Annotated in this window: 14 protein-coding genes; 7 read left to right on the top strand and 7 right to left on the bottom strand. The window is 61.3% G+C overall.

The features are described 5' to 3' along the window. The first annotated feature begins 745 nt into the window (after positions 1-745). Entirely contained in the window at positions 746-934 is a 189-nt protein-coding gene (locus NPS56_RS30335; RefSeq protein WP_008061425.1) for a hypothetical protein, read from the top strand. Positions 935-958: 24 nt separating this feature from the next. Here NPS56_RS30335 and NPS56_RS30340 read toward each other — a convergent pair whose 3' ends face one another. Further along, positions 959-1321: a fe2+ zn2+ uptake regulation protein gene (locus tag NPS56_RS30340; RefSeq protein WP_274078067.1), complete on the bottom strand. Its 363-nt coding sequence runs from the start codon at positions 1319-1321 to the stop codon at positions 959-961. Between the two features lie 262 nt (positions 1322-1583). On the opposite strand from NPS56_RS30340, the gene NPS56_RS30345 reads away from it, so the two are divergent. Beyond that, positions 1584-3929, top strand: coding sequence for an acylase (locus NPS56_RS30345; RefSeq protein WP_274078068.1), 2346 nt, complete (start codon positions 1584-1586; stop codon positions 3927-3929). 56 nt (positions 3930-3985) lie between these two features. Here the strand turns inward: NPS56_RS30345 and NPS56_RS30350 are convergent, their stop codons facing one another. Both NPS56_RS30350 and NPS56_RS30355 read right to left on the bottom strand, forming a co-directional pair. After that, positions 3986-4987 (bottom strand): FecR family protein, encoded by a 1002-nt coding sequence (locus NPS56_RS30350; protein WP_274078069.1) that lies wholly within the window; start codon positions 4985-4987, stop codon positions 3986-3988. 151 nt (positions 4988-5138) lie between these two features. Next, positions 5139-9950, bottom strand: a complete 4812-nt coding sequence (locus NPS56_RS30355) for a dermonecrotic toxin domain-containing protein (RefSeq protein ID WP_274078070.1) — start codon at positions 9948-9950, stop codon at positions 5139-5141. A 223-nt stretch (positions 9951-10173) separates the two neighbouring features. On the opposite strand from NPS56_RS30355, the gene NPS56_RS30360 reads away from it, so the two are divergent. Next, a complete protein-coding gene (locus tag NPS56_RS30360) occupies positions 10174-11214 on the top strand; it encodes an Ldh family oxidoreductase (protein WP_274078071.1) in 1041 nt (346 codons plus the stop codon). 109 nt (positions 11215-11323) lie between these two features. Here the strand turns inward: NPS56_RS30360 and NPS56_RS30370 are convergent, their stop codons facing one another. Continuing rightward, the gene (locus NPS56_RS30370) at positions 11324-11641 is read right to left on the bottom strand and encodes a DUF883 family protein (protein ID WP_274078072.1); all 318 of its coding nucleotides are present in this window, start codon (positions 11639-11641) and stop codon (positions 11324-11326) included. Positions 11642-11804: 163 nt separating this feature from the next. On the opposite strand from NPS56_RS30370, the gene NPS56_RS30375 reads away from it, so the two are divergent. Next, positions 11805-12056, top strand: coding sequence for a hypothetical protein (locus tag NPS56_RS30375; protein WP_008061409.1), 252 nt, complete (start codon positions 11805-11807; stop codon positions 12054-12056). A gap of 103 nt (positions 12057-12159) precedes the next feature. On the opposite strand, the gene NPS56_RS30380 is transcribed toward NPS56_RS30375, so the two are convergent. Continuing rightward, positions 12160-13068, bottom strand: coding sequence for a LysR family transcriptional regulator (locus tag NPS56_RS30380; protein WP_274078073.1), 909 nt, complete (start codon positions 13066-13068; stop codon positions 12160-12162). 85 nt (positions 13069-13153) lie between these two features. Between NPS56_RS30380 and NPS56_RS30385 the strand changes: the two genes are divergently transcribed. Further along, positions 13154-14077 (top strand): carbon-nitrogen hydrolase family protein, encoded by a 924-nt coding sequence (locus NPS56_RS30385; RefSeq protein WP_274078074.1) that lies wholly within the window; start codon positions 13154-13156, stop codon positions 14075-14077. A 109-nt stretch (positions 14078-14186) separates the two neighbouring features. Here the strand turns inward: NPS56_RS30385 and NPS56_RS30390 are convergent, their stop codons facing one another. Both NPS56_RS30390 and NPS56_RS30395 read right to left on the bottom strand, forming a co-directional pair. Next, positions 14187-15644: a nucleobase:cation symporter-2 family protein gene (locus NPS56_RS30390; protein WP_274078075.1), complete on the bottom strand. Its 1458-nt coding sequence runs from the start codon at positions 15642-15644 to the stop codon at positions 14187-14189. Positions 15645-15850: 206 nt separating this feature from the next. Continuing rightward, entirely contained in the window at positions 15851-16744 is an 894-nt protein-coding gene (locus NPS56_RS30395; RefSeq protein ID WP_274078076.1) for a LysR family transcriptional regulator, read from the bottom strand. A gap of 101 nt (positions 16745-16845) precedes the next feature. Here NPS56_RS30395 and NPS56_RS30400 point away from each other — a divergent pair, with 101 nt between their 5' ends. Beyond that, a complete protein-coding gene (locus NPS56_RS30400; protein ID WP_274078077.1) occupies positions 16846-17937 on the top strand; it encodes an extracellular solute-binding protein in 1092 nt (363 codons plus the stop codon). Positions 17938-17950: 13 nt separating this feature from the next. Beyond that, positions 17951-18910, top strand: a complete 960-nt coding sequence (gene speB / locus NPS56_RS30405) for an agmatinase (protein WP_274078078.1) — start codon at positions 17951-17953, stop codon at positions 18908-18910. The last annotated feature ends 11 nt before the right edge of the window (positions 18911-18921 follow it).

The following is an 18921-nucleotide window of genomic DNA, read 5'->3' on the forward strand; positions in this document are numbered from 1 at the left end:
CCAGCGCAAATCATTGTAGGAGCCGGCTTGCCAGCGAAGAGGCCCGAAAGGTCGATGCAATATTCAAGGCCGCCTTCGCCGGCAAGCCGGGCTCCTACAGGTCCGCGGCGACCAGCGCAAACCATTGTAGGCGCTGGCTTGCCAGCGAAGAGGCCCGATAGCGCGATGCAATATTCGAGGACGCCATCGCCGGCAAGCCGGGCTCCTACAGGTCCGCGGCGACCAGCGCAAATCATTGTAGGAGCCGGCTTGCCAGCGAAGAGGCCCGATAGTGCGATGCAATATTCGAGGACGCCTTCGCCGGCAAGCCGGGCTCCTACAGGTCCGCGGCGACCAGCGCAAACCATTGTAGGAGCCGGCTTGCCGGCGAAGAGGCCCGAAAGGTCGATGCAATATTCGAGGCCGCCTTCGCCGGCAAGCCGGGCTCCTACAGGTCCGCGGCGACCAGCGCAAATCATTGTAGGAGCCGGCTTGCCTGCGAAGAGGCCCTAAAGGTCGATGCAATATTCGAGGACGCCTTCGCCGGCAAGCCGGGCTCCTACAGGTCCGCGGCGACCAGCGCAAATCATTGCAGGAGCTGGCTTGCCAGCGAAGAGGCCCGATAGCGCGATGCAATATTCGAGGACGCCATCGCCGTGATAAAGCTAAAAATCTTCATCGGCGGTAACATGAGCCCCCCATCGCAGCCGGCCTGGCATGCGAAGGGGTACACAGCAGATACATTTTTCAGGTTCAGGAATTGCCAATGACTCAGTCGCAACGTTTGAAATACTCGATTCTGATCTCCCTCGTGGTACTGGGGACCATGTTTGGCCTTTCTTATTTGCAGAACACCGGCGTCATCAGCGAAAAACTGTTCCAGTACATCGCCATTGGCGTGGCGGTGGTCGTGGTGGTCATCAACGGCGTGATGCGCCGCAAGGTCAAGCCCTGAGCGGTGGCTCCGGCCCTGGCTTGATCAGTCGTTGTGCAGCAGGGCGGCGGCCCGGGGGTGGAGGCTGTAGCTTTTATCCGCATTGAGGACGATCACGCCTTCGCTGCACAGGCGTTTCAACACTTCGCGCACACTCAGAAACGACAGGGGAATGTCCAGCTCCAGCAAGTGGGTGTGCACGCCGCGCACGCCCAGGCTGCGGTCGTTTTCGGCGGCGGACAGCAGGGCGTCGATGACTTTGAGGCGAATCAGGCTGGTCCGCAAGCCAAAGCTCTTGAGCAGGACGCGGATCCGCTCGTTGCCGTTGCGCTCGGCAGGTTGGTCGAAAACACTGACCCTGCCCTTTGGCGCGTTGCTACCGTCCGTTGGCAGTTGCGAGTTGTACATTGCAAAAACTCCTTTTCAGAGCCTGATCGGGAAAAATTGGGCGCTCTTACAAAACAAGACGTATGAGCGTCACAAATCATGAAGACTTAAATGTAGAAATTTCGTCATCATTGTGTGAGCGCTGCGTCAGGCGCCTTTGCAGTGCGGCCCGGGACCGCCATCCAGTCTCCTAAATTTTTCTCGTTTGATTCGTCCCTAACAGGATGCGCAGTGCGTGTCAGTACGCAGAACTGTGACCCTCGTTTTTCGATCAGGAGCGAATGTGATTATTTCCAGCCAGTTGACCAGGTTGAGCCTGGCGGGTGTGTTTCTGGGGCTGAGTCTTGCGGCGAATGCGCGCAGTCAGCTGGAGCAGGCCAGTGCCGATATCCGCCGGACCAGTTTTGGCGTGCCCCATATCCGCGCCGCGGACGAGCGGGGCCTCGGTTACGGCATCGGCTATGCCTACGCTCAGGATAACCTGTGTTTGCTGGCCAATGAGATCGTTACGGTGAACGGTCAGCGTTCACGGTTTTTTGGTCCCGACCAACTGACGGTCGAGGAGCGCGAAAACCAGGTCAGCGATCTTTTTTTCAATTGGTTGAACACCCCGCAGGCCGTGGCCGGGTTCTGGCAGGCGCAAACCCCTGAAGTACGCGGGCTGGTCGAAGGTTATGTGGCCGGCTACAACCGCGCCCTGAGCGAGCGTCGGGCCCAGGGGCTGCCGGCGCAGTGCCAGGGCGACTGGGTGCGGGAAATCACTGCCATGGACCTGGTCAAGCTGACCCGCCGCCTGTTGGTGGAAGGTGGCGTCGGGCAGTTCGCCGAAGCGCTGGCGGGCGCCACGCCGCCGGCTGCGGTCGCCGGCAATGACGGCAAACAGACAGCGTTCCAAGTGGCGGACCTGCGTATGCAGCGTTTTGCCCTGGACCGCGGCAGCAACGCGGTGGCGGTGGGCAGCGATCGGTCCTTCAATGGTCGCGGCATGTTGCTGGCCAATCCGCATTTCCCCTGGGTCGGCGGGATGCGCTTCTATCAAATGCACCTGACCATCCCCGGCAAACTGGATGTGATGGGCGCCGCGTTGCCTGGCCTGCCGCTGATCAACATCGGCTTCAACCAGCATCTGGCCTGGACCCACACCGTGGACTCGTCCAAGCACTTCACCTTGTATCGCCTGCAATTGGACCCCAAGGATCCAACCCGCTATCTGCTCGACGGCAAGTCGCTGCCCATGAACAAGCAGACCCTGACGGTCGACGTCAAGCAGGCGGATGGCTCGGTCAAGGCCGTTTCCCATGTGGTCTACAGCTCGCAGTTCGGCCCGATTGTGCAGTGGCCGGGCAAGCTCGACTGGGATCGGCAGTTTGCCTACAGCCTGCGCGACGCCAACCTGGACAATGACCGGGTGCTGCAACAGTGGTACGCGATGAATCGTGCCGGCAGCCTCAAGGAGTTCCAGGCCTCGGTGCACCAGATCCAGGGCATCCCGTGGGTCAACACGCTGGCAGCGGACGATCAGGGGCAAACGCTGTACATGAACCTGTCGGTGGTGCCGAACGTGAGTGCGGCGAAGCTGGCCCAGTGCAGCGATCCGCGGATCGGCCTGCAGTTGATCGTGCTCGACGGTTCCAACAGCGCCTGTGCCTGGGACATCGACCCCCGGGCCGCGCAACCCGGTATTTTTGCCGCGGACCAGTTGCCGCAACTGTTGCGCAAGGACTTCGTGCAGCACTCCAACGATTCGGCGTGGATGGCCAATCCGGCGCAACCGCTGACCGGCTTCTCACCCTTGATCAGCCAGGACGGCCAGCCCCTGGGACTGCGCTCGCGTTTTGCCCTGGATCGCCTGGGAACGCTGGCCAAGGCCGGTCCGGTCGCCGCAGCCGATTTGCAGCACATGGTGCTGGATGACCAGGTGTATCAGGCAGCGCAAGTGATGCCCGACCTGCTGCAGTTCTGCGCGGCGGACCTGGGCAGCGATGGGAAAACCCTGGCGCCGCTGTGTGCCAGTCTCAAGGCTTGGGATCGCAAGGCCAATCTCGACAGCGGCCTTGGCTTCGTGCACTTCCAGAATGTCATGGAGGCTCTGGAGCAGGCGCCTGATGTCTGGCGTGTGGCGTTCGATCCACTGGACCCGCAACACACCCCGCGCGGCCTGGCGGTCGATCGTGCGCAGGTGGCGCAAGCGCTGCGCCAGGCCATGCTGGCCTCGATCGAGCAGGTCAAGGCGTCAGGTCTCAACCAGAACAGCCATTGGGGTGACATCCAGGTGGTCAGCAGCGGCGGCCAGCAGACGCCGATCCATGGCGGGCCGGGCACGCTGGGGGTATACAACGCCATTCAAAGCGTACCCCGCACCGATGGCAAACGCGAAGTGGTCAGCGGCACCAGCTATCTGCAGGTGGTGACCTTCGATGAAAAGGGCCCGCAGGCCAAAGGCCTGTTGGCGTTTTCGCTGTCCAGCGACCCGGCGTCGAAGTACGCCCGGGACCAGACGCTGGCGTTTTCGCACAAGCAGTTGAGTGTGTTGCCGTTCACTGAGCAACAGATCACCTCCGATCCGCACTACCAGGCGCAGACGATCCACGAGCAGGATGACAAGGCCGGGAAGGTGGCCGCGCAGTAGAATCGCTGGCATGTGAGGCAAACAATGAAGGCCGCACCCCGTCAGGGTGGCGGCCTTCAGCTTTTCGGCGGTTGCTGCGGGATGGCGTTCAGGATCGGGTTGCCGTCCTTGTTACGGGTCAGGTACACCGGCAGCACCTTGGGCAGGGTCGCCACCAGGGTGTTGAGCTCGCGGATGTTGTAGATGCCGCCGATGCGGATCGCGCCAGTGGCATTGTCGGCCACCTGCACCGGGGTATGCAGGTAGCGATTGATCAGCGGCAGCGCTTCGCTCAGCGCCAGGTCATCGAGAACCAGCTTGCCGTTGAGCCAGGCCAGGGAATTGTCGTCGTCGTAAGTCTGGCTGATCCGCGGAATCAGGTCGCCATGGCGAAAGCTGGCCTGCATGGCCGGGCCGAGTCGTAGCCCATCACCCGGCAGGTCATCGTTGCTGCTGACCAGTACCGAGCCTTCGACCAGGTTCACTTTCACTTGGTCTTCATACATCCAGACGTTGAAGCGGGTGCCGGTGACCCGGACCTTGCCTTCGGCGGCCTTGACGACGAAAGGGTGGCTGGCGTCGTGACTGACACTGAAGAAGGCCTCGCCTTTTTTCAAGGTGACCCGACGCTGATCCTTGTAGTTGCTGTACGTCAGCTCGGTGCCCAGGTTCAGTTCGACCTTGCTGCCGTCCTTGAGGGTGACCTGGCGAACGTTGTCGCTCGCCTCGAAATGCTCGTACGAGTCAGGCAACCAGCCCATGTTCCAACCGCTGTAGGCCGCCAACGGCAAGGCCAGCGCACACACGGCGGCGGCCATGCCGAAGGCCCGCCAGGGTGTCTGCGGCCTGGCGCGAACCAGGGGCACAACCGTTTCCGGACGCGGCAGGTCGCCAGCCACTTCCCAGATCTCGAGCATGGCCTCGTATTCGGACGCATGCAGTGGATGAACGTCTAGCCATTGTTCGAACGCCTGGCGCTCCTGCGCCGTGCAGTCAGGGGCATGCAGGCGCATGCACCAATGCGCAGCGGCATCGGTGATGGCGTCATATTGGGCTGGCGAGAGTGGGGTGTCGGTCATTGACTCATCCTGATTTCGCGCATTCTAACCTTGAGGGAAGTCTGCGAGAAACATCGATCATGGCAATTACCCATCAAAGTGTAATTATTTTCGATTCGGACCCGGACAAGCGCAATGCGCAAAACTAAGGTTCGGCGCATTTTTATGGCGTTCAGGGGGTGGATACGGGCACGGGATCGAGTTGTCGACCCATTTGGCAGATCAGATACGCAATCGAGTCGGCGTTGCGCAAAATGGTGTCGATGCGCAGATCCGCGTTGACCGGGTTCCTGAAGGCGCTCCGAGCATCTGCCATTTTCTTGCAGCCCGTAATCTTCAGGATGGCCTTGCCTGCGTTTTCGGCGCCGGGAATCGAGTCCAGGCTGATCCATTCCTGCAATTCGTTGCTCCAGCGGGCGAAGAGTTCATCCCTCGGGGTCGCCAGGGACAGCGCTTCTCGTTGATAGCGTTCCTGCCGGGTTTTCAAAGAGGCGCCAAAGCTGGTGATCGAGCTGATCAGGTCGCTGAAGGGGCGCCTCGCTTCAAGATAGGCAATATCTGCGCTTTGGGTAATGGCGTGCGAGAATTCATGAATCAGAGTGGCGGCCTGTGCATGTCCGTCGACATCGAAGGGTTCGGTCAGGCAAGCGTTGTATTGGCCGAGTTGTTGATCGAAAAACCGCTGGGTGAAATGCACATGTCTGCGTGAATCCTCGTCGATCACGAAGGCGATCAACACGTCCTGCGGGTCTTTGGTGGAGCCGACGACAAAGCGTTCGGTGTTCATCAAGTCATCATCCGGGTCGACAAGTGCCGTGCAGATCGGCGTGATCGCCTTTTTTATCTTGTCGAGCAGGTCGGTATCGACGTCTTTGACATCAAAGACGATTTTGAATAAACCGTCCAGCCGGGTGCCCTTAACAAGGTGCCGGGCCTGCGCGAGATTGTGCAAGCTGTTGAAGGCGTAATAACGGGCCAAATCGATGGCCTTCACGATTTGACTGGCTTTTGCCGGGTGACGAGCCCGGATCTGCTCCATGCCGACGGCTTCGATGTTCAGGATTCGGCTGACTTCACGGCTTGCTGTGTATTCGTTGATCATCTTCGACACGGCCTTGCCGTAGTGCACGGTATGCCGGTCCGGATCGATGACGAGTTGCTGGCTCGGCGTACTGCGCAGCGCAGGGCCGTCTACCAGGGTCTTGGTGATGCGCCAGACGGCGCCGGGTTTGGCGACGCGATAAACCTTCCCGGCGATCGCCGCATAGCGAAGTTTGCCGATGGAATCATCGTAGGTGCCATCCGCCTGGTTTTTAACCAGATCCTTCAATGCCACGGTCGTGGCTTCGAAGGGTTGCAGCAAGGTGCGTGCCGGTGCGGTCGGCTTTAATTGTGACCAATGCGCAGAGGCCAGATCGGTCTTTACAGGTTCTGTTTCCACCGTGGCGGGCACGGCCTCGGTCGAGGCGTGCAGCGACAAGCGCCCCAGCGAGACCATTTGCACGGCGCCGGCAATGAACTCCTGCAGCGCCTGTTTCCAGTGGTGCTCCTGCAAGGCTTCGGCGGAGTCCTTGAAGTGCTTGTAGCTATGCCACAGGAACGGCCCATAGGCGAGTTTGCCGGGTAACAGGCCCGCGACCAGTTTGATGCCCTTGCTGAACAGGTTTTTCGCCGCCTCCCATTCCGCCTGAGCGGTGATTTCGGACTGACTGCCAAGCAGGTGCGATAGCAGCGTGACGTTGTCGGTAAATAGCTGCGCCAGCAGGTTGCCTTCGAGCGGGGAGGACGCGAGGGTGATCTCGCTGGGTTGCCCGACGGTGTCCTGGAGCAAGTTGCTGAACAGCGTGCGCTGATCCTCCGGCAGGCGGCGAATCAGCAAGTCCTGTAGCGGTCCGATTTTACAGAACGCCGAGACCAGGCTCGCCTCATTCTCGAACTCGGTGAACACCGAGCCTGAATGGTAAGGCGTATACAACACTTGCGGGCCTTCCTGCCTGGGGCCGGGGCCGATCAGGTACAGCCCCAGGGTTGCAGTGGCGTTGCCACCGGCGGTCTTGATCAATTCCAGCGGCCGAACGAGGGCGTGAGCACCTTGCACCGATGCGCGGGCCAGGTTGTCTGGCATATCCAGCACTTGCCGGATCAAATCGAACGCCGTGGAAGACAGCCGCTGTTGAAGGTGCAGGGCATGGGCATGCTGCATCAATTGCCAGGGCAGTTGAAGCATGAAACGTTGCTTGCGGGTAGCGGCTTCGTCGCTGTCTTCCAGGAGCTTGCCTGTCACTTGTTTAGCAAAGGCTGTCTGGACGTCGAGTGACAACAGAAGTTGCCGGATGGCACTTTGGTCCAGGCCTTGAGGAAGCGGCTCCCGTTCGCTTGACCTAATCGTGAACCCAGTGCCTTGAGCAACGCTGACATGGTTCAAGGCAAACTCGGTCAGGGTTCGGGAGGGGCCAGCCAGGGCCAGGTTGGGAGTGATCGCGATGTTGTCGGGGTCCAGTACTGCAGTGGGGAATCGGCTACCGAGCAACGATTTCAATCGACCATGTACAAAGGTGCGCAGGGTTGGCAGCCCGTGCAGGTAATCCTTGTCGTCGGTGACGTTGTGGCGGTATTGCTCCAGCAGTTCGATGTGCAATTGCTGTTCGTCGACGCCGGCCATGCCCAGCCACGCCGGCAAGGATTGCTGGTGGTTGATGGCCCGGGCGATGGCTGCGGCCCTGTGCAAATTGGTATCGCTGACCGTTTGTGCCAACTGCTCGAGCGCGGTGACCTGTTGCGCCGATGTCAGTGATTGCGAGCGCACGTATTCGCAGCCTGCCAAAAAACGCTCAATGGACGATTGCGCCAGCTCGTGCAGGACATTGCCTTCAATCAGCCGCAGTGACCCGAGTGAGTAACGTCGATGGAATTTACGTTGGGTGGGCGTGAGGTTTTCCAGCAATGCCAAGCGTTGCAGAGGGTCGAGCAAGCGCTGGTTCAGCACCCGTTTCAAGTCGCTGACATGGTTGAAGACTTCCAGTCCCTCGGCCGGTGTCCACAAAATGGCCCGCCCCGAATGCTGGGGGTCGAGTCCGCCACGCTCGGTCAGCACGACGCAATTGGCCAGCGGCAGGACGTTTTTTTCGCCGGAGCATTCCAGGACCAGTTTGTAGGCATCGGGCCGGAATCCATTGAGCGCGCGGCGGTTTTTCCGCTCAGGCTGATCAGGGTTGAATATCGTATCGACGATCGCCCGGTCGGCTTTGCGGAGCGTTGAATTGATCACTCGCAGATTGGCTTCCCCGCGAAGACCCACAGAAAGAGCGTGGGCCAACCGGGGTTTCATGTTCGCAAGGTAGGTCTGCTGCACCGCCTGCGAGGCCAGCGGTTGCGCCGCAAACTCCGTCTTGATCGCCGATTCTACGTCGTTGAAGGTTTTTTCGAAGGCAGCGGCTTTATCCGCCAACACCGTGGACGGTTGCTGGGAGCCCGTTAACACCGGCCGGGTACTCCAGCGCCCATTGGCCTCCAGTGCGAGTAAACGCTCGCTGATCATGGCGCGTATATCCAGCGCCTTGTCAAACAAGGCATGGATGTCGACGGTGCCGTCGCTGTGACGAAACACTTGCAGGACGTATTCCAGGTTTTGCAGCTGTTTACGGATGATCGCTTCGAACAGCGTCGTGAATATTGCCCCGGACACCACTTCTCCGGTGACTTGCGGCTGATTGAAGCCGATAAAGCGGTTACGCTCCTCCAGGCTCAGGAGGCCGTAGATTTCGTCCTCGTGACCGCTGGCCTTGAACTTACTCAGCAAGGTGTCTTTCAAGTCCTTGTAATCTGCCAACACCTGCAGCCCTTGAGTCGGGGTGTAGAGGTAGGCGTTGGCGTGGCTGATCATCAGCGACCCCGCCAGTTCTACGTAATTGGCCTGGTATTCCCACAGTCGTACGGTCTCCAGCGTTGGGCTGCGGGCCGTGCCGGCAGCCGGTTGAATCAGTGTGTGCAAGGCGGTGCTTTGTTGCGCAGTGATGATTTCGGCTTCGCGCTTGAGCACAATATCTGCCCGCGCCTGTTCGCGAATGGCTCGGGCGAAAAACTCGCGACGCGTCGCACCGTCGGCGCTGCCGCCACTCCAAAAGCGCTCGACCTGCCGCGAAAGCAGGCTGATGAGTTTGCCGGAAGCGGTTTTGACGGCAGTTTCCCAGTGTTGCTGGTCGTTACCCTGTGGCGTTCTTTTGGGGTGGAAAAATTCAGGCTCCTGCCCCGCAGGCCACCGCTGGTCGCGGTAGTACGACAGCACTGCGGCACTCAAAGACATGGATTGGAGCCAGCGCCGTACAGGTGGATTGTCTTGCTCGGTGGGAGAGGTGGCGTAAAAGTTGACCCGGGTCAGACTCTGCTCCAACCCCGGAAACGATGAGCCCAGCAGCTCATCGAGAAGGGTGTCGAGCAGCGATTCGAGTGTCGGCAGTTCACTTAATTCGTCGAGCAAGGCTTGATCATTCAGCCCCTGGTTAGCGGTGAGGGCGTTTCGCTGATGCTCAAACACTTCACCCTCGATGGCCTCGAAGCTCACTTTAATGTGCCTGGTTGCTGCGAGTGTCTTGCGCCGGGCCAGCGACATGAACGCGAGCAGATCGTCGTCTTCGGTCGCGGGGTTCAGTTGTTTTTCGAGCTCATCGATCAAGGTTTCGCGACTGTCGAGCTTCCTGATGCCGCCATAGGGCGTGTAGAGAATCAGCCCCTTATCGTCCGGGGTGTCGCTCAACACGAAACTGCCGGCCAAGGGTGTCGGGGCATGACCGTTGATAGTCAGCAGGATACTTTCGGCGAGCATCGGCGGGCGCTGTTGACTGCGCGAGGACTGGGTGGCCAGTTCCAGGTGACTGAACCATTCGAAATCCTTTTGCGTAAGTCCATGGGTTTTGCCCAGGTCGACCCAGAACCCGGGGGACTTCAAGGCTTCGGGAAAAAGCAGTGGGACGCTAGGTGTAGGCATCGTCGAATCTCAAATAGGGCGCGGCTGCGGGCGCATAGGGTTTGAGTGTCGAGACTAAAAGTCGGTGCTGTGGCGCGGGTGGTAGATAGTTAACGCACGGGGCCAGGGGATTCGTGCAGATGCCTGCTATCGAAAGGTTGACAGGTCACTGGTGGCGCGTTGTTAATCGGCGGTCTAGCTACGCTGTTGCCCCCTCCAAAAAATAATTAGTCTGGAGCTTCAGATGTCCGCGCCACACGATCCTGTATCTACTGTTGCCTCGCAAAACCTGTCCCTGGACCAGCTGACGGCATTGCTTGAGCAGATCTTCCTGCGTCATGGCACCTCTGGCGACGTCGCCCGGGTGCTGGCGCAAAACTGCGCCGGCGCCGAACGCGATGGTGCCCACAGCCATGGCGTGTTCCGCATTCCCGGTTATGTCTCGACCCTGCAAAGCGGTTGGGTCAATGGCCAGGCCGTTCCGGTGGTCGAGGATGTGGCGAGCGGGTTTGTCCGGGTCGACGCCGGTAACGGGTTTGCCCAACCGGCCCTGGCGGCCGCGCGCCCGCTGCTGGTGGAGAAGGCTCGCAGCGCCGGCATCGCGGTGCTGGCGATCCGTAACTCCCATCACTTCGCGGCCTTGTGGCCGGACGTCGAGCCCTTCGCCTATGAAGGTTTGGTCGCGCTCAGCGTGGTGAATAGCATGACGTGCGTGGTGCCCCATGGCGCCGATCGGCCGCTGTTCGGCACCAACCCGATTGCCTTTGCCGCCCCGCGAGCCGACGGCGATCCGATCGTCTTCGACCTGGCCACCAGCGCCATTGCCCATGGCGATGTGCAGATTGCCGCGCGCAAGGGCGAACGTTTGCCGCCGGGCATGGGCGTCGACAGCCTTGGTCAACCGACCCAGGATCCCAAGGCGATCCTCGAAGGGGGCGCATTGCTGCCGTTCGGCGGGCACAAGGGTTCAGCGCTGTCGATGATGGTGGAGTTGTTGGCGGCTGCCTTGACCGGGGGTAATTTTTCCTTCGAGTTCGACTGGAAGAGCCATCCCGGTGCCAAGACGCCGTGGACTGGGCAGTTGCTGATCGTGATCGATCCGAGCAAGGCGGCAGGGCAGGGGTTTGCCGAACGCAGCCAGGAGCTGGTGCGGCAGATGCATGGCGTGGGGCTCAAGCGCTTGCCGGGGGATCGGCGCCACAATCAGCGTGCCAGGTCCCAGGTCGAGGGCATTGCGCTGGAGGCCTCGGAGCTGGCGAAGCTGCGGGAGCTGGCCGGTTTGTAGGAGCGAGCTTGCTCGCGATGGTGGCCAACGATGACGCGGGGCACCTGATGCCCCAAGGCGTCCTCGAGTTTTTCGCGAGCAAGCTCGCTCCTACACAGGGAACAGCGGGTCAGCGGCGAGACAGTAGTAGGCCGACTACCAGCCCGAAACCGGCGGAAACCGCCACGGTTTGCCACGGGTGACCACCAATGTAGCTTTCGGTGGCATCGACCGCCGGGGTGGCCCGCTGCCGGACGCTGGTGACCGAGTCCCGGGCCTGTTGCAGTTTCAGGGCGATTTGCCCACGCAGGGTTTCGGCTTCCTCACCGACCAGTGAGGCACTGCTCTTGAGCAGTTTTTCAGATTCTTCGATCAGCGACTGCAGCTCGCTGAAGGCTTGATCCTTGATTTGATCTTCGGCGGCTTGCAGGGCGGTTTTGCGGGCCATTGAAGTACTCCTTGCGGTGATTGGACAGTGAACAATGGAGTGTCTGGCGCTGGAAAAAGTTGCAGGGATTTTGCCTGTTCGCTCGATCCGCCAGAAAAACCAGAGCAGGGCGATTCTTCCTACAGTGTAAGATGTCGCCTATTTACGCAGCAGGAAAAATCCCATGAGTTTCAATCTGGCCGACAAACCCCTCGCCGAGCGCGCCGCGCTGGAAGACGAGAAATCCCGTCTGTTCGAGCTTTGGCAAAACAATCTGGGCAAAGCCAAGGGCGAAGCCGCGCGCCTGTTCGGCGAACGCGCCAAGCGCAAGGGAAAGTGGGCCGAGTGGGTCCGCGCCGAACTGGACGGCATGTCGCCGCCGGAGTTTTCGAACATGGTGCGCAGCGAAGTCAATCGGCTGATGGCGGCCAAATAATCTCAACGGCCGTACCCAATTCACTGTAGGAGCTGGCTTGCCAGCGAAGAGGCCCGAATGTGCGATGCACTTTTCAAAGCCGCCTTCGCCGGCAAGCCGGCTCCTACAGGAAGGCGGCAACAATCGCTTCGCGCACTTTCATGACCACCGGATCCAGCTCGGCACCAGTCCGCCAGCCCATTTCGATCGGATAGCGCGGCAACACCAGGGGGCAGGGCAGCAGGGCCAGGCCGCTGAGTGCCGCGATGCTCCTGGCCGCGTGCGCCGGGATGGTTGCCACCGCCTGGCTGCCCTTGAGCAGGTGCGGCAACGCCGCAAAGTGGGTGGTGGAGGTGCAGACCCGTCGACTGAGGCCCAGCGCCGCCAGCCCCTCGTCGGTGATCCCGATAAAGCCGCCCGACGACACCAGAATGTGCTCGCGGGCGACGAACTCCTCGAGGCTGATGGCCTGTTGTCCCTCGGTCAGACTGATCGGGTCGACCAGACATAAATAATCTCCCTCACCCAGCACCTGTCGGCTGAGCAGACGCTCGGCAAAGCCGCCGGCGGTGATCGCCAGGTCGATACTGCGTTCCATCAGGGCCTGGGCGACGATCTGGCTGTGGGTCTGGCGAAAAATCAGCCTCAGTCCGGGCGCGCACCGGGCAATTTCCTCGATCAGGCGTCGGCCGTAGGCGATCTCGAAATCATCCGAAAGCCCCAGGGTCACGGAGCGGCCTTCGAAATGGTTGGCCATCGGATCGACCATCGCCAGGCTCTGCCGGCATTTGTTCAGGGCCTCGCTGAGCACCGGCTTCAACTGGTTGGCCTTAAGCGTGGGTGCCAGGCCGCGACCGGTGCGCACGAATAACTGATCGCCATACACCTCGCGCAAACGCCGTAAAGCTGCGCTGACAGCCGATTGCGTCACCCCCAGGCGCACTGCCGCGCGGCTGGCACTGGATTCTTCATGCAGGGCTTCGAAGACTTTGAGCAGATTGAGATCGAGGGAGGCGATATTCATGTGGTTCATATCATTCAGCAGTGAGTTGCTCTTTATTGATGATCCGATGTCGGCCGAGAATGAGCAACACCTCATGCCAACGGAGTCACCGCAAATGCCCAAGTCAATCGTTGCCGCCCTGCAGATCGGTGCCTTGCCCGGTGGCAAGGCCGACACCCTGGAACTGATCCTGTCGTATGAAAGGGCGATCGTCGAAGCCGGCGCCGCGCTGGTGGTCATGCCCGAAGCACTCTTGGGCGGTTATCCCAAGGGCGAGGGGTTCGGCACTCAACTGGGTTATCGCTTGCCCCAGGGGCGCGAGGCCTTTGCCCGCTATTTCGCCAACGCCATCGATGTGCCTGGCGTCGAGACCGAAGCACTGGCGGGGCTGTCGGCGCGCACCGGGGCCAACCTGGTGATCGGCGTGATCGAGCGCGCCGGCAGTACCTTGTATTGCACCGCGCTGTATTTCGACCCCCAGGCCGGATTGCTCGCCAAGCACCGCAAGCTGATGCCGACCGGCACCGAACGGCTGATCTGGGGCATGGGCGACGGTTCCACCTTGCCGGTGCTCGACAGCCAGGTCGGGCGCATCGGTGCGCTGGTGTGTTGGGAAAACATGATGCCGCTGCTGCGCACCGCGATGTACGCCAAAGGCGTGGAGGTGTGGTGCGCGCCGACCGTGGATGAGCGGGAGATGTGGCAGGTGAGCATGCGCCATATTGCCCACGAGGGGCGCTGCTTCGTGGTCAGCGCGTGCCAGGTCCAGGCTTCGCCGCAAGCCCTGGGGCTGGAGATCGCCAACTGGCCGGCGGACCGGCCGTTGATTGCCGGTGGCAGCGTGATCATCGGGCCGATGGGGGATATCCTGGCCGGACCGCTACGGGATGGGCCTGGTCTGCTTTGCGCTGAAATTGACACCGATGACCTGATCCGCGCCCGATACGACTATGACGTAGTCGGTCACTATGCGCGTCCGGATGTGTTCGAATTGACGGTGGATGAGCGGGCCAAACCCGGCGTTCGTTTCACCACATGACCACTGTGGGAGCGAGCTCTCTCCCACGGGGATCCGCGCTGCGCATGGAGGTGTTCCTGTTTGTAGAAGGGCTGTGCCATCAGCGGTCCAGCCCTGAAGCCTTGATGGTCTACTGTGCGGCAGCTGCCTTTGCTGCGGGTTCAAGCCTGGTCGGCACGTCGGGGTTCTCCATGACCTGGAGGATCGAGGCTTCCGGATCGAAATCGTCTTCTTCCAGTTCGATGAATTCTTCAGGCAGGAAGATATTCAGCACGATGGCGCACAGTGCACCGACGGTGATCGGCGATTCGAAAATGTTGTGCAGCGCCTTGGGCAGCTCGCGCAACACCTCCGGTACCGCCGCCACACCCAGGCCCATGCCGATGGAAATCGCCACGATCAGCATGTTGCGTCGATGCAGTCCGGCTTCGGCGAGGATCTTGATCCCGGCCACGGCGACGGTGCCGAACATCACGAGCTCGGCACCGCCCAGCACCGGCTTGGGCATCAGCTGCAGCACCGCGCCGATCATCGGGAACAGCCCCAGTATGACCAGCAGGCCGGCAATGAAAAACGCCACGTAACGACTGGCCACGCCGGTCAACTGGATCACCCCGTTGTTCTGCGCGAAGGTCACCATTGGCATGCTGTTGAACACTGCGGCCATGGCCGAGTTGAGGCCGTCGGCCAACAGACCGGACTTGATCCTGCGAATGTACACCGGGCCCTTGACCGGTTGCCGGGAAATCATCGAGTTGGCGGTCAGGTCACCGGCTGCTTCCAGCGGCGACACCAGGAAAATCACCGCCACCGGGACGAACGCCACCCAGTCGAAGGAAAAACCATACTTGAACGGTACCGGCACGCTCATCAGCGGCACGGCGGGCAGGCTGGCGAAATCGACGTGGCCCAGCAGCCAGGCGACGACGTAGCCGAGGGTCAGGCCGATGACGATCGCGCCCAGGCGCAGAAACGGCACGTCCACCCGGTTCAACACCACGATGGTGCCCAGCACCAGTGCCGCGAGGCCCAGGTGACTGGCCGCGCCGAGGTCGGGGGCGCCGAAGCCGCCGGCGATGTCGGTCATGGCGACCTTGATCAACGACAGGCCCATCAGGGTGATGATGGTGCCCGTCACGACCGGGGTGATCAGCATCCGCAGCCTGCCGATGAACTGGCTCAAGACCACTTCGATGAAGGCGGCAAAGAAGCACACGCCGAAGATCGTCGAGAGGATTTCATCGGTGCCGCCGCCCCGGGCCTTGACCATGAAACCGGCACTGAGGATCACGCTGATGAACGAGAAACTGGTGCCTTGCAGGCACAACAGCCCCGAACCGACCGGACCGAAACGCCGCGCCTGGACGAAAGTGCCGAGGCCGGAGACGAACAGCGCCATGCTGATCAGGTAGGGGATTTCACTCTGCAAGCCCAGGGCACTGCCCATGATCAGCGTCGGGGTGATGATGCCGACGAAGCTGGCGAGCACGTGCTGCAGGGCGGCGAACACCGTGGCGGTGAGGTGCGGGCGGTCGTCGAGGCCGTAGATCAGGTCGTTGTGGCGTGGGTTTTTTTCTGGGGAAGTCATGGTTTGCGTGCCGGGAGGCGGGGCCGGGTCAGAAAATGGAGGCGCAGGATGCCAGAAAGACTATTTTGTGGCGAGCGATGAGCCTGATACCCAACACAATCCCTGTGGGAGCGGGCTTGCTCGCGAAGGCTGTGTGTCAGTCGATGTATATGTTTGATGACACGCCGCCTTCGCGAGCAAGCCCGCTCCCACAGGTGCGTGGGTATTTACGAAAATGCTGCGAGCAAATCCTCTTCAAACGCTTTCTGCGCATCCCCCGGCACCTGGGCTCGATGGCGAGCCAGATGAAACGCCACCTCGAAACTCAAGCCAGCGCGACGCACCGGCCGCAGCAAACCCTTGTCTTCCCAGCTGCGGGCAAAGTGACTGGGCAGGTAGCCGATGTGCTTGCCGGACAGAATAAAGGCGAGGGTGCCTTCGACCTGCTCCGCACGCGCCGAACACAGCTTTCCTTGAAAGGGTTCGTCGCTGCGCAGGAAGCGGTAGGGGTGATCGACCCGATCGCAGGCCTGCAGTGCCTCATCATCCGGCGCCTCATCGGTGAACAGCGGATGGCCCAGGGCGCAGTACAGGTGCTGGGTTTCGCTGAACAGCTGGTGGTAGTCAAACGCGCCCTGGATCTGCGAGAAATACCCGATGGCCAGGTCCAGCCGCTGCTGCAGCAGCAATCGCTCCATGTCGCCGGGCATGGCGCTCATCAACTCGATGCGCACCGATTCGTCACGCTCGCGAAAGCGCCGGATCGCCTCGGCCACCCGCTGCAGCACCGATTGATCCAGCGCTTCGGACACCCCCAGGCGCACCTCACCGATCAGGCGCCCGGCGACACCGTTGGATTGATGACGGAACGCTTCGATGGACTGGAACAGGCCGCGCGTCGCGATGAGCAGTTGTTCGCCCTTGGGCGTGATGCGAAATCCGCCCTTGCCACGGCTGCACAAGCGATAGCCGAGGCGGGTTTCCAGCTTGGCCATTTGCTGGCTGATGCTCGACTGGCTCAAGCCCAGTTCACCCTGGGCGGCGCTAAAGCCGCCGCATTCCACGACGCTGACAAACAGGCGCAGCAGTTGCAGGTCCAGATCATGCAATTGACCGAGCATCAAACATTACTCCGGGATAATGTCAGCGTAATAATCTTTATATTTTACCAATGTAACCGAGGACGCATCCTGCAGCCACTTCCCCCGGTCAGGTGATCGTCATGGCTTGCGTATTCAAGTTCTGTGTCCCCGCGCTGTTCCTTGCCATGGCCGCCGCGGCCGAGGCGGAGGACAAGGTAGTCAACCTCTACAGTTGGGCCGACTACGTGGCCCCCGAAACCCTGCAGCGCTTTGAGCGGGAAACCGGTATCCACGTGCGCTACGACACCTTCGATGCGCCGGAAGTGCTGGAAACCAAACTGCTCACCGGCGGCAGCGGCTATGACGTGGTGGTGCCGTCGTCCAGTGTCCTGGCCCGCGGCCTGGCGGCGGGTGCGTTGCAGGCCATTCCCCACGAAGGCCTGAAGGGCTACGCCAACCTTGATCCGGACCTGCTGGAAAAACTCGCTGCGGTTGATCCGGGCAACCAATATGGCGTGCCTTATACCTGGGGCACCCTGGGGTTGGGGATGAATGTCCAGGCGGTGCAGCAACGCTTGCCGAATGTGCCGCTCAATACCCTGGACCTGCTGTTCAAACCCGAATACGCGAGCAAGCTCAAGGACTGCGGCATCGCTATCATCGATTCGCCGCAGGAGGTGATTGGCCTGGCCTTGCACTATCTGGGCAAGGATCCCTACAGCACAGACAAGAAGGACCTCGACGCGGCGCAAGCGCTGTTACAGCAATTGCAGCCTTCGGTGCTGTACGTCGCCAGCGGCCGGCAGATCAACGACCTGGCCAACGGTAGCGTGTGCCTGGCCCTGGCCTACAACGGCGACGCAAGCATGGCCGCCGATCAGGCGCGCAAGGCCGGCAAATCCTATGAAATCGCCTATCGGATTCCCCGGGAAGGCACCCTGGTGTGGCAGGACAACCTGGCGATCCCGAAGGACGCGCCGAACCCCGAGGCAGCACGCCAGTTCATCGAATTCATGTTGCGCCCCGAATCCGTCGCCGCGCTGACCAATACCCTGTTCTTCGCCACCGCCAACCAGGCCGCGACGCCTATGGTCGACGAGGCGGTGCGCACCGACCCGGACATCTATCCACCCGCCGACATCCGCGGGCGCCTGTACGCCGACCGCAGCATGAGCCTCAAGGACATGCGCCAGCGGAACCGCGTGTGGACCACTTTCCGTAGCCGCCAATAACAAGGAGCCTCCAATGGACGTCCCCGTGCAGAACGATCAGGCCATCACCCGTGACAGCCTTTATGGCACCGCCGCCGAAAGTACCTACGCCGGCATCACCAGTTTCATGCGTCGACGCTACAGCCGCGACTTGCGCGGCGTCGACGTCGCGGTCAGCGGCGTGCCGTTCGACACCGCCACCAGCAACCGCCCCGGCGCCCGCTTCGGCCCACGGGGGATCCGCGCCGCTTCCACCGGGATTGCCTGGGAGCGCCACTGGCCGTGGACCTTCGACCCCTTCGATCATCTGGCGGTGGTCGACTTCGGCGATTGCGACTTCGATTACGGTTCGCCGCAGTCGACACCCGAATGCATCGAAGCCCACGCCGAGCACATCCTCAATGCTGGCAGTGCGATGCTGACCTTCGGCGGCGATCACTTCATCACCTATCCGCTGCTCAAGGCCCATGCGCGCAAGCACGGTGCGCTGTCGCTGATTCACTTCGACGCCCACAGTGATACCTGGCCGGACGAGGAGGGCAAGCGTATCGACCACGGCACCATGTTCTGGCATGCGGCCAAGGAAGGGCTGGTCGATCCGTCGCGTTCGGTGCAGATCGGCTTGCGCACCACCAACGATGATCATCAGGGCTTCCAGGTGCTGGACGCGCGGCAAGTGCATAGGCGTGGCGTCGATGCGATCGTCGAGGCGATTCGCGCAAGGGTCGGTGACAACCCGGTGTACCTGACGTTCGACATTGACTGCCTCGATCCGGCATTTGCACCGGGCACCGGCACCCCTGTGTGTGGCGGCTTGAGCACGGTGCAGGCGCTGGAAATCCTTGGCGGCCTGCGCGGAATCAACCTGGTGGGCATGGACGTGGTGGAGGTGGCGCCGGCCTATGACAATGCGGACATCACCTCATTGGCGGCGGCGACGCTGGGCATGGAGATGCTGTGCCTGTATGCGGCCAAACATAAGGTCGACCGGTAACACGCACCCCT

The organism is Pseudomonas putida, assembly GCF_028682635.1.
In the GTDB taxonomy this organism is placed as follows: domain Bacteria; phylum Pseudomonadota; class Gammaproteobacteria; order Pseudomonadales; family Pseudomonadaceae; genus Aquipseudomonas; species Aquipseudomonas putida_AE.